The 15,972-nt window shown below is 62.6% G+C and carries 14 protein-coding genes; 8 read left to right on the forward strand and 6 right to left on the reverse strand.

What is annotated here, in order from left to right; all coding sequences use genetic code 11:
* Positions 1 to 42 precede the first annotated feature (42 nt).
* The 4 genes from ABSG20_RS12935 to ABSG20_RS12950 all read right to left on the reverse strand — a co-directional run bounded on the left by ABSG20_RS12935 (position 43) and on the right by ABSG20_RS12950 (position 6,750).
* Entirely contained in the window at positions 43 to 1,728 is a 1,686-nt protein-coding gene (locus ABSG20_RS12935) for a long-chain fatty acid--CoA ligase (RefSeq protein WP_423864896.1), read from the reverse strand.
* 290 nt (positions 1,729 to 2,018) lie between these two features.
* Positions 2,019 to 3,578, reverse strand: a complete 1,560-nt coding sequence (locus ABSG20_RS12940) for a D-alanyl-D-alanine carboxypeptidase family protein (RefSeq protein WP_423864897.1) — start codon at positions 3,576 to 3,578, stop codon at positions 2,019 to 2,021.
* A gap of 213 nt (positions 3,579 to 3,791) precedes the next feature.
* Positions 3,792 to 5,594, reverse strand: coding sequence for a glucan ABC transporter ATP-binding protein/ permease (locus ABSG20_RS12945; RefSeq protein WP_423864898.1), 1,803 nt, complete (start codon positions 5,592 to 5,594; stop codon positions 3,792 to 3,794).
* A gap of 106 nt (positions 5,595 to 5,700) precedes the next feature.
* The gene (locus ABSG20_RS12950) at positions 5,701 to 6,750 is read right to left on the reverse strand and encodes an ABC transporter substrate-binding protein (protein ID WP_423864899.1); all 1,050 of its coding nucleotides are present in this window, start codon (positions 6,748 to 6,750) and stop codon (positions 5,701 to 5,703) included.
* A gap of 268 nt (positions 6,751 to 7,018) precedes the next feature.
* Between ABSG20_RS12950 and hisE the strand changes: the two genes are divergently transcribed.
* The 3 genes from hisE (at position 7,019) to ABSG20_RS12965 (ending at position 9,222) form a co-directional block, all read left to right on the forward strand.
* Positions 7,019 to 7,432 (forward strand): phosphoribosyl-ATP diphosphatase, encoded by a 414-nt coding sequence (gene hisE, locus ABSG20_RS12955; protein ID WP_423864900.1) that lies wholly within the window; start codon positions 7,019 to 7,021, stop codon positions 7,430 to 7,432.
* A gap of 89 nt (positions 7,433 to 7,521) precedes the next feature.
* Positions 7,522 to 8,103 carry a YqaA family protein gene (locus ABSG20_RS12960; protein ID WP_423864901.1) on the forward strand — a complete coding sequence of 194 codons (582 nt, stop codon included), beginning with the start codon at positions 7,522 to 7,524 and terminating at the stop codon, positions 8,101 to 8,103.
* 150 nt (positions 8,104 to 8,253) lie between these two features.
* On the forward strand, positions 8,254 to 9,222 hold the full coding sequence (locus ABSG20_RS12965) for an NAD(P)H-dependent flavin oxidoreductase (RefSeq protein WP_423864902.1): 969 nt from the start codon (positions 8,254 to 8,256) through the stop codon (positions 9,220 to 9,222).
* 58 nt (positions 9,223 to 9,280) lie between these two features.
* On the opposite strand, the gene ABSG20_RS12970 is transcribed toward ABSG20_RS12965, so the two are convergent.
* Both ABSG20_RS12970 and ABSG20_RS12975 read right to left on the reverse strand, forming a co-directional pair.
* Positions 9,281 to 10,837, reverse strand: coding sequence for an ABC transporter substrate-binding protein (locus ABSG20_RS12970; protein ID WP_423864903.1), 1,557 nt, complete (start codon positions 10,835 to 10,837; stop codon positions 9,281 to 9,283).
* Positions 10,838 to 11,026: 189 nt separating this feature from the next.
* Positions 11,027 to 11,650, reverse strand: coding sequence for a hypothetical protein (locus tag ABSG20_RS12975; RefSeq protein ID WP_423864904.1), 624 nt, complete (start codon positions 11,648 to 11,650; stop codon positions 11,027 to 11,029).
* 607 nt (positions 11,651 to 12,257) lie between these two features.
* On the opposite strand from ABSG20_RS12975, the gene minC reads away from it, so the two are divergent.
* From minC to ABSG20_RS13000, 5 genes are all read left to right on the forward strand, one after another.
* A complete protein-coding gene (gene minC / locus ABSG20_RS12980) occupies positions 12,258 to 12,950 on the forward strand; it encodes a septum site-determining protein MinC (protein ID WP_423864905.1) in 693 nt (230 codons plus the stop codon).
* A gap of 17 nt (positions 12,951 to 12,967) precedes the next feature.
* Positions 12,968 to 13,783 carry a septum site-determining protein MinD gene (gene minD, locus ABSG20_RS12985; protein ID WP_423864906.1) on the forward strand — a complete coding sequence of 272 codons (816 nt, stop codon included), beginning with the start codon at positions 12,968 to 12,970 and terminating at the stop codon, positions 13,781 to 13,783.
* Entirely contained in the window at positions 13,780 to 14,061 is a 282-nt protein-coding gene (gene minE / locus ABSG20_RS12990) for a cell division topological specificity factor MinE (protein ID WP_423864907.1), read from the forward strand. Before minD ends, minE begins: the two co-directional genes overlap by 4 nt.
* A 123-nt stretch (positions 14,062 to 14,184) precedes the next feature.
* Positions 14,185 to 14,958 carry a thioesterase family protein gene (locus tag ABSG20_RS12995; RefSeq protein ID WP_423864908.1) on the forward strand — a complete coding sequence of 258 codons (774 nt, stop codon included), beginning with the start codon at positions 14,185 to 14,187 and terminating at the stop codon, positions 14,956 to 14,958.
* Positions 14,959 to 15,142: 184 nt separating this feature from the next.
* On the forward strand, positions 15,143 to 15,922 hold the full coding sequence (locus ABSG20_RS13000; RefSeq protein ID WP_423864909.1) for an ArsR/SmtB family transcription factor: 780 nt from the start codon (positions 15,143 to 15,145) through the stop codon (positions 15,920 to 15,922).
* Positions 15,923 to 15,972 lie beyond the last annotated feature (50 nt).

Genomic DNA, 15,972 nt, shown 5'->3' on the forward strand with positions numbered 1-15,972 from the left:
AGGGGCCCGCAAGGGGCCCTCCTGGCCATCTGTAGCCCCGGCTCAGGCGGCCGCGGCCTTCTTTTCGTCGCGCAATTCGCGGCGCAGGATTTTTCCGACATTGGTCTTGGGCAATTCGGTCCTGAACTCGATCTGCTTCGGAATCTTGTAATTGGTCAACTGCGCGTGGCAGAACTTGATGATGTCCTCGGCGGTGATATTGGGGTCCTTTTTTACGACATAGGCCTTGACCGCTTCACCCGACCGCGCGTCCGGGACGCCGATCACGGCGCATTCCCGCACGCTGGGGTGGCTCGCGATCACATCCTCGATCTCGTTGGGATAGACGTTGAAGCCGGACACCAAAATCATATCCTTCTTGCGGTCGACGATCTTGGTGTAGCCGTCCGCCGTCATCACGCCGATATCGCCGGTGCGGAAGTAGCCGTCCGCGGTCATCACCTTCGCGGTCTCGTCGGACCGGTTCCAGTAGCCGGCCATCACTTGCGGGCCTTTGGCGCAGATTTCGCCGGGCTGGCCGAGCGGAACCTCGTTGCCGTCATCGTCGCGGATCGAGAGATAGGTCGACGGAACGGGAAGACCGATCGAGCCGGAGAACTTGTCGGTATCGGCGGGGTTGCAGGTCAGGGTCGGCGATGTCTCCGACAGGCCATAGCCCTCGGACAGCGCGCAGCCGGTGGTCTTCAGCCAGGCTTCCGCGACGGCTTTCTGGGTGGCCATGCCGCCGCCGAACGAGGTCTTCAGTTTGGAGAAATCGACCTTGTCGAAGCCAGGCGTGTGCAACAGTCCGTTGTAGAGCGTGTTGACCGCCGGGAAACTGTTGACCTGGTATTTCATCAGCTCCTTGACGAAGCCTTGCATGTCGCGCGGGTTCGGAATCAACAGATTGACGCCGCCGGCGCGCATCGCCAGCAGGAAGCACGCCGTCAATGCAAAGATGTGATAGAGCGGCAGCGCGCAGACGATGAACAGCTGGTCGACATGCGGCGGTTTCCTGAGCGCCGGCTGCAGCCAGGCATCGTTCTGCAGCACGTTGGCGAGAATGTTGCGGTGGAGCAGCGTCGCGCCCTTGGAGACGCCGGTGGTGCCGCCGGTATACTGCAGGAAGGCGACATCGTCGGGCGCGATCTTCGGCTTGTTGAGCTTGAGTTGACGGCCAGCCGCGAGCGCATCGTTGAAGGTGACGGCGCCGGGTATGGAATAGGCCGGGACCATCTTCTTGACCCGCCGCACCACCAGGTTGACGATCATCCCCTTGAGGCCGAGCAAGTCGCCCATGCTGCCGACGATGACATGCTTGAGCGCGGTCCTGGCGATCACCTGCTGAACGGTGGTGGCAAAATTCTCAAGTACGATGATCGCCTCGGCGCCGGCATCTTTGAGCTGGTGTTCGAGTTCGCGCGGGGTGTAAAGCGGGTTGACGTTGACGACCGCGTAACCCGCGCGCAGCACGGCGGCGGTTGAAACCGGGTACTGCAACACGTTCGGCATCATCAGCGCGACGCGGGCACCCCTGGGCAGGCCCTTGCTCTGCAGATAGGCCGCGAGCGCCAGCGACATCTCGTCGAGATCGCGGTAGGTGATCGACTTGTCCATGCAGATGAAGGCCTTGCGGTCGCGGAATTTCGCAAAGCTTTCCTCCAGCAACGCGACCAGCGAGGTGTACTGGGTGACGTCGATGTCGGCGGGTACGCCGGCCGGATATTGCTTGAGCCAGATGCGCTCCATGGTGTTTCCCCTTCCGGTTGCTTTCCCCCGCTGGTTGGAACGGGTTGCCTCGTTTTGGGCAGTATTGAGCGATGCGGCGGCCCATGGCAAGCGGCTGGCTGACGTCGGCCGCTCCCCTCCCCCCGCGCGCATAGCGCGTGGTGGGGAGGGGGCGGGGGTGGGGGGTGGCGCGGCGTTCACCGAAGCAGCGGTTCCTGCGGATGGACCCCCCACCCCCGACCCCTCCCCACCGCTTCGCGGGGGAGAGGGGAGAAGGAAGCAGATCGATTGAATAGTTTTGACCTCTGATCCTAACCGCGGGGCGCGGCGGCAGTGGTCGTTTGATCCCCCGGCTTGGCCTCGCTGGTGCTCTTGGGTGCGGGCTTGGTCTTGTCGGCATCCTTGGGCTTTGCGGCAGCCTTGCGCTTCGACGCCGTCGCGGCAGGTTTGTCGGAAGTGGCTACAGGCTTATCGGCCGCTTTCGGGGTGGCATCCGGCTTGGCACTGGCGTGGCGGGCGGCAGCCGGTTTGGCGGTGGATTTTGGAGCCAGCCTGGCTTCGGACTTAGCTTCCGGCTTGATTTCCGGCTTGGTTTCCGACTTGGCTTCCGACTTGGCTTCCGACTTGCCGCTGCCGCTGGCCTCAGGTTTCGGCTCCGCCGCCGCAACCGGCTTCTTGTCCTTATCTGCAACCCGCGATTTCCTGCCATGGCGCCGCGAGGTCTGCTTTTCGGCGTCCTCGGCCACCGCGGCAATCAAGCTGGTGCCGGTCCTGGTCGGGCCGGTGTACACCGGAATAGGCTCTGAAGCAGCAGGCGCCGCTGCCAGCAGTTCCGCCGGATTCATCATCGGTGGCTGCAGCCCGGCGGTGAAGAACGTGATGGCGGCCTCGCCGCCGACGGAGCCCGCGGCATTGCCGGCGACACTCTCCTCTTCCTCGTCGCTGGCCGGCTTGTGGCGCTTGCCGCCGCACATCTCGTCGCGCAGGTTCGGCGGCGAGGCGTCGATCGGCACCAGATTGTCGACCGTGCCGAGCGAAGGACGCAACCAGGACAATTGATCGTTGACGAATCCGCGCTCGAGCAGTTGGGCGGCCCGCACCGCCCGCATCTGGCCGGAGGAAGCGCCGAGCACCACCGCGATCAGCCGTTTGCCGTTGCGTGTGGCCGACGCCACCAGATTGTAGCCGGACGCACAGATGAAGCCGGTCTTGAAGCCGTCGGCACCTGGGTAGCGTCCGATCAGCTTGTTGAAGTTCTGCGTGACCTTGCGGCCGAAGCGGATCGAAGGAATGTGGACGAAATATTCGTATTCCGGCAGGTCGTGAATGATCGCGCGGGCCAGGATCGCCAGATCGCGCGCCGAAGTGATCTGGCCGTCGGCGGGCAGGCCGTTGGGATTGACGTAGCTCGTCTGCGTCATACCGAGCCGCTGGGCGGCCTGGTTCATTTGCGCGGAAAAACCGTCGATTGAGCCTCCGACACCTTCGGCCAGCACCACGGCCATGTCGTTGGCGGACTTCACCAGCATCATCTTGAGCGCGTTATCGACCGTGACCTGCGTCCCTGGCCGGAAGCCCATCTTGGATGGCGACTGCGCCGTCGCGACCGGCGATACTGTAAACAAGGTATCGAGCGTGATGCGCCCCTCCTTGACCGCCTTGAGTGTGACATAGGCCGTCATCAGCTTGGTCACCGACGCGGGATACCAGGGATAGGTGGCGTTCTGGGCCTCCAGTACCTTTCCGGTATCGGCTTCAACGACCAGCAGCGCTTCCGCATGCGCGACGCGCGGCGCAACGACGACGAGCGCTGCGGCGAGAATGAGCCAGTTCCACCATGACTTGCGCAGTGAGGGGCGAAATGAATGCACTATCCGATTCCGGTCCTTCGAGACTTAAACCTTTGAAAGGGCAACCTTTGAAAGGGCAACCTTTGAAAGGGAAAGTCCCGCCATTGAGAGTTCGGGTTTCGAGCCTGTCCGGCACCGTCGGTTACGGCGCAGCGAACCTATACCGGCTCGTCAGTCCAGAACAGAGGCTGTGAGGATAAAATGGGGGTGAAACAGGCCGAATTTCGGCGGTAGTTAAAGCTTGACAGCGTCGCTGCTGGCTTCCTGCGCGGGAATGTTGCGCGGATTGTGCTGGATCATGAATTGAGCCCTGGCAAGCTCCGCAAAACGACCGCCTTGTGCCACCAGTTCATCGAACGTTCCGCTTTCGATCACGTGTCCGCTATCGAACATCAGAATGCGCGTGGCGTTGCGAATGGTGGAGAGCCGGTGCGCGATCACGAAGGTCGTGCGCCCGTTCATTACCTCGTCGAGCGCGGCGTTGACCTTGGCTTCGGTGACGGCATCGAGCGCGCTGGTTGCCTCATCGAGAATCAGGATCGGCGGATCTTTCAACAGCGCGCGTGCGATCGACAGCCGCTGCCGCTCGCCGCCCGACAGCATCCGCCCGCGCTCGCCGGCATTGGTGTCGAATCCGTGGTCGCTGCGCTCGATGAATTCCAGCGCCTGGGCGCGGGCCGCCGCCGTCCGCATCTCCTCGTCGGTAGCGTCCGGCTTGCCGATCCGCAGATTGTCCGCGATCGAACGGTTGAACAGCAGCGCTTCCTGAAATACCACGCCGATATTCCGCCGCAGCGCGGTCAGCGTCAGGCCGCGGACGTCCATGCCGTCGATCTTGATGAAGCCAACTTGCGGATCGAACGCACGATGCAGCAGGGCAATGGCGGTCGATTTGCCGGCCCCGGTCGGGCCGACCAGCGCGATGATCTGGCCGGGCAGCGCCGTAAACGACAGGTCCTGCACCGCAGGCGCCTTGCCGTCATACGAAAACGAAACGTCGTTGAATTCGACCAGCCCGGAGAGACGGCCGGCATCGATCGCATCGGGCCGGTCGCGCACTGCGGGCACGGCATCCAGCACATCGAAGAATTCCCGCAGCCGCGGCGCCTCCATGAACACATTGTTGATGAAGCTGACGACCTGTTCGAGCCGCTGGATCAGAATGGTGGCGAAGCTCACGAACATCACGATCTCGCCGACGCTGATACGGCCCTGCTCGTGCAATGCGATGCCGACCGTGAAGATGGCCAGCACCGTGATGGTGGTCGACGCCCTGGTGATGACGGTGACCAGCGCCCACCACGACAGCACGGGCATCTGCACCGCCAGCAGCTTGTCGGCCACGAGGCGAAAGCCTTGCACCTCGGTCTCGATGCGCACGAAGCTTTGCACCAGCGCGACATTGCCGAGCGCATCGGAGGCGCGGGCGGAGAGATCGCTGTAATGCGCCTCGACCTCGCTCTGCATGCCGTAGGTCTTGCGCACCACCAGCGTGGTCAGCACCGTGAAGACCACGCACAGCGCGAACAGCAGGATGGCGAGCCGCCAGTTGATGTAAAGCGCCAGCGGCAGCAGCACCAGAACTGACATGATCGCGGAAAAATGCTCGCGGAAAAATCCGACCCACAGCCGCCACAACGAGTCGGTGCCGTTCAGCATCACCTTCATCAGACGTCCGGAATGGGTGCTGGAGTGGAAGGTTACCGGCAACTGCAGGATGTGATCGAAATAATTGGTCAGCACCGCCTGGCGCTGGCGGTGCGCCAACCGGTCGGCATGCAGCGCTACCGCCGCGCCGCACAGAATCGTGAACAGGCCGAACGCCGCCCAGGCCGCCAACAGCGTCCATGCTGACCACGGTCCGGAGGCTTGCGCCGATGGTGGGCCGGAGAGCACATCGACGATGCGGCCGAACAGTACCGGTTCGGCGAATTGGGCGCCGGCCAGCAGCAGATTGGCGGCAGCGAGAATCCAGCCCAGCCGGGCCTCTTTGCCAAGCGCCTCAAGGACGCGCTTATAGAGCCGAAGCAGAGCCATTGCGGTTCAGGGACTTAAAAAAAGAAAGCGGTGGGGCAGACGATCGTTCGGATCGCCATTCTAGTCTGGGAACGCCCTGGAGATACAGCGTCGATCGCCTTTTTGCTCAATTGATCAGACGGCCGCTCAGCGGAGGCAGGAAGCTGTCGTCGAAGATATCCGCTGCCGACGGCCGTTTCTGCAACTTGAAATCCTCGGCGATTTCATTGATCGACCGTTCGAAGCGGGCGGGATCGATGCCGCCGAGCCCGTTACGCTCCACTTCGCCGGTCAGGATGTTGTCGGCAATCACGGTGCGCAGCCGTGCCAGCTCAAGCTCGCGCGATCCGTCCTCGATCCGGCGCACGACTTCGTCCGCCGCCCGGCCGGGCTCCTTGATGGTGAGATGGGTGCCGGCAATCGCGGCGCGCACGAAGCCCTTCACCGCTTCGGGTCTTGCGGCTGCGAACGCCGGATTGACGATCACCGCGAACCCGTAGGCTTCGCAGCCATAATCGGCGTACCGAAGCACCGCAAGATCGTCGGCCGGAACGCCGCGATCCCTCAAATTGACTCCCGACAGATATGAAAATCCGGTCACGGCGTCGACCTGCCCCGCCGACAGCATCGGCTCGCGCACGGCGGCGCCGATCTTGTTTAGCCTCACCGTCGAAGGCCTGATGCCGTTCTGCCGCGCCAGCGCAGGCCACAGCCGGATCGCCAGATCGCCTTCGGCGACGCCCAGCGTTTTGCCCTCGATATCCGAGAGCGCGTGGATGCCCCGGCTTTTGCGGGCAATGATGGCGTAGGGCGATTGGTTGAACAGCATGAACACCGCCTTGACGGGCGGTGCGCGTGGGGTGTCGCGAAAGCGGATCAGCGCGTTGATGTCGACCAGCGCGAATTCGCTGACGCCATTGGCGACGCGCGCAATGGCGTCGGGCGAGCTGCCGGCAATGTTGGTGGTGACCGCCAGACCTTCCAAACTGAACAGGCCGCTGACCGATGCCAGCACGAAGGGGGCCATGCTGGCGTCGAGCGGACGATCGAAGGAGAGCTGGATCGCGATCGGCGACCGGAGTTCGCTCGCCGCCTCCGCCCCTACGCAGGCAACAGCAAGGAGGCTCAGCAGGGAACCCAAAATGCAGCGGATGGCAATTGTCTGACTGACGCGCATTGGATTCTGGACCAGTTCCGGCTGCCGCGCATGTTGGTATCATGACAGCTGGAGCGCGGCGTCGGATACTGTGCCGGATGAAGTCTGAACGATCGATGAGCACCTGCGATCATCGCCGTCTGTGTCCGAAGTCGGGCACCTTCTCCTACGGCTACGGCGGATATGGCTACGGGCCGAACTACTGAGGCCATCCCGCCCGCCGGGTGATCAAAGCCGCCGGTCGGCCGCCGTTAACGCGCTGGCCAAAGCTTTGGACTAGCCTCGGGGTATGAGTGATTCGCTCGAACGGCTATATCTGGCGGTGGTCGCGGCCAAGGATCTTGATCCGGCAGTTTCGCGAACCGCCCGGCTGTTTCAGCGCGGCCCGACCAGGATGGCCAAGAAGCTTGCCGAGGAAGCCATTGAGGTCGTAATCGACGCCGTTAACGGCAATCGCGAGGCGGTGGTGCGCGAGAGTGCCGATCTGCTCTACAATTTAACCGTCTTGTGGGCGTCGGCCGGGGTACGGCCCGAGGACGTTTGGCACGAAATGGAGCGCCGCGAAGATCTGCTCGGCATCGCCGAAAAGCTGCCGAAATCGGCCTTCAAAGTGCCCAAGGGTTCGTCCCAGGGTTCACCGCCGCCGGTCGACCGGCGGCCAATTGTCGCGCTCGAGGGCCGCAGCCTGCGCAAGCGCCGTTGAGACGAGCGGCGGTTCGGCAGATAACCACCTCCTCATTAACCAGTAATTCCCGGCATGGACAAATCCTGCCCAGGGTGGTTCATCGCGGCATGCTGAGACGGATCTACGATTGGTGTATTGACGCCGCCCACAAGCCCTATGCGCTCTGGATCATGGGAGGGGTGGCGTTCGCGGAAAGCTCGTTCTTTCCGGTGCCCCCGGATGTGATGCTGATACCGATGTCGCTGGCGCGCCCGCAGCGGGCGTGGCTGTACGCCCTGGTCTGCACCGCGACCTCGGTACTGGGCGGCATCCTTGGCTATACGATCGGCGCGCTGCTCTACGATTCGATCGGACATTGGCTGATCCAGTTTTACGGTCTTGGCGGCAAGGTCGAGGCTTTCCGGGCCGGCTACGCCGAATACGGCGCCTGGATCATCCTCTTGAAGGGGCTGACGCCGATCCCCTATAAGCTCGTGACCATCACGTCCGGGTTCGCCAATTACAACATCTGGATGTTTATCGCGCTCTCGGTGATCGCGCGCGGCGGGCGTTTTTTCATGGTCGCGATCCTGCTCAACCGCTATGGCGAGTGGATCCGGGTAAGGATCGAGAAGCGCCTCGGCCTTTGGGTGGCACTCGGAGCCGCCGCACTCGTGCTCGGTTTTATCGTCGCGGTTCGATTGCTCTGAAGGCTGCTCCCGAAAGGCTTTGCCAATTTGCAGCTTGTGGTTACCCATGCGTGCTTGATGCGGGGCGCGGTTGCCTTGCTGGCCCGATGTCTGGCATCTTCAGCTCAATGCCTCCTGCCTCACCTTGGATGGCCAAAGGATTTTCCGGAAATGTCCATGCCTGCCTTGTTCAAGGGCCGTCTGTCGTTACCCGTGATCGGCGCCCCACTGTTCATCATTTCCGTGCCCGATCTGGTGATCGCGCAGTGCAAGGCCGGGGTGGTCGGATCATTTCCGGCGCTGAACGCGCGGCCTCCGGCGCTGCTCGATGAGTGGCTGGCGCGGATCCAGCAAGAACTCGCCGCGCATGACAAGGACCATCCCGACCGGCCATCGGCGCCGTTCGCCGTCAACCAGATCGTGCATCGATCGAACAACCGGCTTGAGGTGGATCTCGCGCTCTGCGAGAAGCACAAGGTGCCCATGATCATCACCTCGCTCGGTGCGCGCGAGGAACTCAATCAGGCCGCGCACCGCTGGGGCGGCATGGTTTTTCACGATGTGATCAACCAGAAATTCGCGCATAAGGCGATCGAGAAGGGGGCCGACGGTCTGATTCTGGTATCCGCCGGCGCCGGCGGCCATGCCGGCCAAATATCACCGTTCGCATTCGTGGCGGAGACCCGGCAGTGGTTCGATGGGCCGATCGCGCTGTCGGGTGCCATCGGCAATGGCCGCGCGATCCGCGCGGCACGGATGCTGGGCGCCGACTTCGCTTATATCGGCTCCGCCTTCATCGCCACCGCCGAAGCCAACGCGGTTGCGGGTTACAAGCAGATGATCACTATCGCGCGCGCGGAAGATATCGTCTACTCGAACCTGTTCACCGGCGTCCACGGCAACTACCTGAAGCCGTCGATCGTGGCGGCCGGAATGGATCCCGACAATCTTCCGGAATCCGACGCGTCGAAAATGAGCTTCGGCACCGACGCGTCAGGCGAGCGCGCCAAGCCGAAAGCCTGGAAGGAAATCTGGGGCAGTGGCCAGGGTGTCGGCAGCATCGGCAAGGTCGTGCCTGCGGCGGAATTGATCGCGCGGTTCAAAACGGAATACGAAGAAGCCACCGATCCCCCGCTGTGATGCGGCTTGCTTCAGAACGGCCTCGCTGCGGCGGCGAGGACAACCGGCGCGGCGACCCTCACTCGAGTTCGAGTGGCTGGTACTGCCCGTTTTCGTCAAGCATCGTGCCCCACACCTTGTGCGAAGCCTGGTGTTCGGAGCGACCAAAATTGAGCTTGATACCAAGACCCAGATCGAGATCGTGCAAACTCTCGAGCGCGTCGACGAGTTTTTCGGTATCGAGGTCCTGTCCGGCCCGTGTCAGCGCCTGGATCAGAATGTCGGCCGCAATATAGCCTTCCAGCGATGCGTAATCCGGCGCCTCGCCGGGGAAATATCTGGCCAGCGCATTCTTGTATTCCAGAACCACGCTCGAATAACCGGCCACCGCCGGCGCCACCTGCGTGACGATGACGCCCTTGGAATAATGCGGTCCCAATAGCCTCAGTTCATCGGCGAGCGCGGTGCCGTCCACGAATGACACATTGGCGAAAATCATTCCGGGAAACAGGTTGCGCGTCTTCACGATGAACTTTGCGGCGGCCCGGTAGGTTGCGACCATGATGATCGCCCTGATCGGGCGCTTGGATATACGCAATTGATTGACCGCCTCGTCCACCTCCACGGTGTTTCGCTTGTAGTCCAGCCGCACGATGGCGTTGTCGCTGGCACCAAGCGCACGAATGGCCTTTGCAACACCGGCGAACCCGGAATCGCCGAAGGCATCCTTCTGGGCGAAAACCGCGATCTGCTGGGGTTGCAGCCCGCGCAATTTTACCAGATAGCGGACCACGGCGTCGGTTTCTTCGGCATAGCTTGCACGATAGTTGAATACATAACGATCCGGCGGGTCGTGGCGCAGCACATTGGCGCCGGTGAGCGCGCCAAAGAACAGCATCCGGCGCTGCAGTGCATAGGGCAGTGCCGCGACCGCGGTCGGCGTTCCAACATTTCCGATGACGCCGAAAACCTGGTCTTTCTCCAAAAGCTGCTTCATGGTCTCGACGGTCCGCGACGGCTCATAGCCGTCGTCGGCCGCGATCAGGCGCAGCATGCGGCCCCCGACGCCGCCGGCGTCGTTGGCCTGGTCGAAGGCGGCATCGATCCCGAGCTTCATCTGCCGCCCGAGTTCCCTTGAAGGGCCGGAAAAGGGTGCCGAAATGCCGAACCGGATTTCTCGATCGCTGATGCCGCGTACCGCGGTGGCGGTCGCGGCCGCCGGTTCGGTCGCGGCTACCGCGGCGGTGGAATTGAGTGCGGCAGTATCCGACAGGTGAGGTCCGGCGAGCGAACGCTCAAGCTCGCTAAGCTGGCGGTCCGCCAGGCTGCAATCGATTTGTCCCGAGGTCACGGCGGTGCGGCCGTCGGCAACACTGGTATCGAGCGAACGCGCAAGGTCGGCGCGCTCGGCCACATTGGATGAGGCGTCCTTGATCACGGCGGCGAATTTGTCGACGATGGCCTTGATGCGGGCGCGGGCGATGTCCTTGCAGGCCAAGGCCGCGCCGACAATCGGTCCGACCCGCGCGGTGAGGTCGCGTACGACGCTGATGTTGTCGCCGGGGACGGCGCCCGCCGGACCGGCAAGCAACGCGCCGATGACGACGATAGACAAGGTCATCGAACGAGGAGTCATCGCAGACTCCGCGAGGCCAAGGTCGGTGTGAACCAGTCACAAGACATCATCACTTCTCCTCGGTCAGAACGCAGCGCTGCCAGATCCGTGAAGTTTCGGGGCGCGAGCGCTCTGCCCGCTCCGACGTTACGGCAGAGTCTTTCAGGTTAGCGTTAACTGCATCCTGGTATTAGTACGGACGACCACCCGCTAGGGAGTCTTCGCAACCGGCGGCTTTTCGCGCCATTGCATGAATTGCTGAAGCAGCGTTTCGGATTGCGCGTGCGTCATGACCGGCTGGCTTTGCGGCGAGCCAAGGATGTTTTGCAACTCGCAAAGCCCGGGCTTGGTGTCTTCGCTCGTCGAGGGTGGCTCGTTCAGGGTGGCCTTCATCGATTGGATGATGCCTGACGGCGCGCCATCGGTCTGCCCGGAATAATCGCGTGAAGCAGGGATCAGGAACACAAAGAACAGCGCCACGACGGCCGCTACCCCGATAGCCGCGGCGAAGCGGGCGGCGATGCTGATGAGCGCTATTCGCCGGTCCAGCTCGCCAAAGAAGCCGCGGGGCTCCGAGAAGAGCTCCGGTTCGCGCGGCCGTCGAAGCGCACCGAAGACCGCATGCTCGAGTTGGGATTCCAGCGAGGCAGGCGAGGCAGCGTCCTTGGCAGGTTCGGACGCGTCGCCGGAACCGCGGGGTGCAGAAAATGAACGCAATGACCGGGGCCATCGTGGCCGTAGTCTTTCAAGCCACGAGCGCGGCGCGTCGTATGACTGCTCGTAGGGATCGTCCTCCCAGTCCATATTGTCGTCCGGCATACTCAGGCTGCTCATAGGCTACTCCTCATGACGCTTCATGACATCTGGCGGCTGCGCCGCGATCCGCGCGGAGAGGGTTCCGGGCAATGCGACCGCGCGTGCAGAACCTTAAGGATTTGCCGCGGCCGGGGCGCCAAGCGCTTGGCAATATCAGCGACCCTCCGCGGGTCGGGCGGAAAGCCACGAAATCTGATCCAACCGGGCAGGGACATCACCAAGGCCAAAACTCGACGCAACCGAGTTAAAATCTACGTTGTCGACTTCGCGACGCCATTTCGGCATCGATCGGGCAACGGACTTTCTGGCCATGCTGCGCAATACACTGCAATCATTTTCCGCGATTGCAGTACTGCGTCAGAATATCAAGCACACGAGGTGCGAGACTTCAATCCTTCCGGCGATGGGCGCCCTTGAATGTGCAAAAAAAGCTTAATCAATCACGGAAAGCCCGCGACGGCGACCTGGCGGGACCGTTATCGAAGGCGGCGCCAACAGGCAGCGACCATCGCTTACGCTGCAACTGGCCGTTCGCGAAAGCCCCGATCGCGGGTGGCCATTAACCGACTGTTAACCAAGAGCGCTCATTATTTACCATTCTATAAGGAAGACGAGCCGAAGCATCATGGACTCAACAGCGGAGCCGATACGCCAGCTGGTCCGCCTTCGTGGCCGCTCCTACGTTGCCTATGTGTTTTGTCCGGTCGTGCCCATCGTGGGCTGGCTCGAAGAAATAGACGCGACGCTAGCCGGCTCGCCTGGCTTTTTTGTCGGCCGGCCGGTGGTGCTCGATCTCTCCACCGTCGACCTCAGCGCATCGGCGATCGCGCATCTGGTTTGCAGCCTCGAGCAACGGGAAATCCGGGTCCTCGGGTTCGAAGGCGTTGATGCGGCTCGCCTGACGACGGGCCTGCCGCCATTGCTCCACGGCGGACGCGATTGCGTCATCAGGCCAACCGAATCCGAAAAACCCGAAGCCAGACCGCAACCAAAGTCGCTGCTGCTGGAGACCCCGGTGCGCTCCGGCCAGTCGATCATTTTTCCCGACGGCGACGTGACGGTGCTGGGTTCGGTGGGCTCCGGTGCGGAGATCGTCGCCGGCGGCTCCATCCACATCTACGGAACGCTTCGCGGGCGGGCGATGGCGGGTGTCAATGGCAATTCGGCCGCGCGAATTTATTGTCAAAAGATCGAGGCGGAACTTCTGGCCATCGACGGTTACTATCAGACCGCGGACGAACTGGACGTCGCCCTGCGCAATCGACCGGCGCAAGCCTGGCTCGATGGCGAGACCATGAGAATTGCAGCGCTGAATTAATGGCGAAGGAGGCAAAGATGGCCAAGGTCCTGGTCGTGACATCCGGTAAAGGTGGCGTTGGCAAGACCACTTCCACGGCCGCGCTCGGCGCGGTGCTCGCGCAAACCGGAGCAAAGGTCGTGGTCATCGACTTTGACGTCGGCTTGCGCAACCTCGACCTCGTGATGGGGGCGGAGCGACGGGTCGTGTTCGATCTCATCAACGTCGTACAGGGCGTCGCAAAGCTCTCGCAAGCCCTGATCCGCGACAAGCGTCTGGAGAATTTGTGGCTGTTGCCGGCATCCCAGACCCGGGACAAGGACGCTCTGACGGAAGATGGCGTCAGCGGCATCATTTCGGACCTGCGCGGCAGGTTCGACTGGATTCTCTGCGACAGCCCGGCCGGTATCGAGCGGGGCGCGACGCTTGCGATGCGCTACGCGGATGAGGCGGTCATCGTCACCAATCCCGAGGTCTCATCGGTGCGGGACTCCGACCGCATCATCGGGATGCTCGACTCGAAAACCATGAAGGCCGAGAAGGGTGAGCAGGTCAAGAAGCATGTGCTGATCACCCGCTATGACCAGGCCAGGGCTGCCCGGGGTGAAATGCTCGGCATCGAGGATATCTTGGAAATTCTCGCGATTCCCCTTCTCGGCATCGTTCCAGAAAGCCCGGATGTGCTGCGGGCGTCGAATGTGGGGTGCCCGGTGACGCTCAACAATGCCGCCAGCGCGCCGGCGCGCGCCTATGCCGATGCCGCCCGCCGCCTGATGGGCGAGACCATCACCATGATGGTGCCGACCGATCGGGTGGGTCTGATGAGCCGATTGCTGGGACGGAGGGCAGCATGAGCGTGGGTCTGTTGCGGCTCTTCAGGGGCCGTACGGCTTCCGCGCCAATTGCGCGGGAACGGCTGCAGATTCTGTTGGCGCACGAACGCGGCCTGCGCGGCCTGCCCGATTTGCTCGGAATATTGCGGCAGGAGATTCTTGCCGTGGTTTCGCGGCACGTCGAACTCGATCCGGAGAAGGTCACCGTCAGGATGGACAGGGGCCAAAATGTATCGATGCTTGAGGTCGATATCGAATTACCCAACGGCTTCGAGCAATCGATGGCGGCCGCCGGCTGACCGTCGGCAAGTAGCGCAGCTGTGATCGTCACGACGCTGGACGTTGAAGTATTCTGCTAATCGGCGCAAAGCAATGCTGGCGCGCGCTCCCCGCCCGGTCGGCAAAAAGGCAAAATCGGTTTGATGCACGCCATCTATCGCGTCGACGGCAGTCGCGTCGTCACCAGCCCCGAAGCCGCCGGTCCCTGGGATATCCGCATGCAGCATGGCTCGGCGCCGGCGGCCTTGGTCGTATGGGCCGCCGAAGCGATCCCGACACCAGTGCCGATGAGCATCGCTCGCGTGACCATCGATCTGATGCGCCCGGTGCCGGTGGCGCCGCTGACGCTGCAGACCGAAATCCTGCGGCAAGGCCGCAGGATCCAGCTTTGTGCCGTCAGGCTGCTGGCCGAAAACACCGTCGTCGTCGGCGCAACCATTCTCAAGGTCAAGATGCAGGCGCTGACATTGCCGCCGGCGATCGCGGAACGCCCCGTCGAGCTTGCCGGACCCGATCGGGCGCCCGAGGAAAAGCCGGATTTTTCCTCCAGTCCCTTTGTAACGGGCATTTCGATGCGTGCCGCCCGCGGCCGGTTCGGCGTGCCGGGTCCGGGGGCGATCTGGTATCGGGTCGATCGGCCGCTGGTCGAAGGCTCAGAGTTGTCGCAGGCGATGCGCGCGGTGGTCGCCGCGGATTTCTGCAATGGCACCGCGGCCGCGCTCGATTTCCGGCAATGGACCTTCATCAATGCCGACCTCACCGTCAATCTTGCGCGCCAGCCGGTCGGCGACTGGATTTTGCTGGATGCGGAATCCTGGATCGGTCCCGCCGGCGCCGGCATCGCCGCGGCGAGACTTGGGGACGAGCGCGGCTATTTCGGCCGCGCCGTACAGAGCCTCGTCATCGAGAAGCGGTAGATCCCCGAAGTCATTGTTCGACCATGGGCATGCGTTTTTCGAGTCATGCTTCATCCGATCGTTCGGTCGCGCCCGACACCGCCGTCAATGCGGATCGCGCCTGCTCGCGGCCCGCGCCTGCGAAGGAGAACCCGCGCCCGCAGAGGGCTTGACATGTAACTAAATGGTCACCTATGATCTCATCATGGACATGGATGCTGTGTTCAGAGCCCTTGCGGACCCGACACGTCGAAGCCTGCTCGACGCGCTGTTCAAGGAGGATGGGCAGACGTTGAGCGCGCTCGAGGAGCGGCTGCCGATGACGCGCTTCGGTGTGATGAAGCACCTGAAGTTGCTCGAGCAGGCCGGTCTCGTCGTCAGCAGGCGGCGCGGGCGCGAGAAATTGCACTTTCTGAACCCGGTTCCGATCCGCAGGGTTCACGACCGTTGGGTGAGCAAGTACGCCGAACCTTGGGCAGCCGGACTGAGCGACCTCAAGCACAAACTGGAGAAAACAATGGAGAAGGTTTTCGAAATCTACATCAAGACGACGCCCGAGCGTCTCTGGCACGCCATAACCGACACCGAGATGCGGCGCAAATACAATTTCGGAGCCATTGTCACTTCGGATTGGACTGAGGGCTCGCGCTTCGAGGGCCGCGGCAACACAAGCCTGATCTTTGAGGGCGAGAATCTGGAGGTCGATCCGCCGCGCCGGCTGGTCCAGAGCTTCATGGCTCTCTGGGGCGAGGATGTGAAGAGCGAGGGGACGTCGCGCGTGACCTGGGAGATCGAACCAATCGGCGATTCATGCAGGCTGACGGTAATCCACGATCAACTGCACGAAGGCGCCAACGACCAGCTCTACGGCGGCTGGCCGATGGTTCTCTCGGGTATCAAGACGCTGCTTGAATCCGGCGAAATTCTGACAACGCCGGGATCGTTGCGCTGGATGCACGGCGTGACCGAGCAGCAGCCGCGGTGAATACGCTGATCGCGAACCATGGATGGAACAAACAACATGACAAAACTGTC

The sequence above is a fragment of the Bradyrhizobium sp. genome (assembly GCF_049512235.1).
Taxonomy (GTDB): domain Bacteria; phylum Pseudomonadota; class Alphaproteobacteria; order Rhizobiales; family Xanthobacteraceae; genus Bradyrhizobium.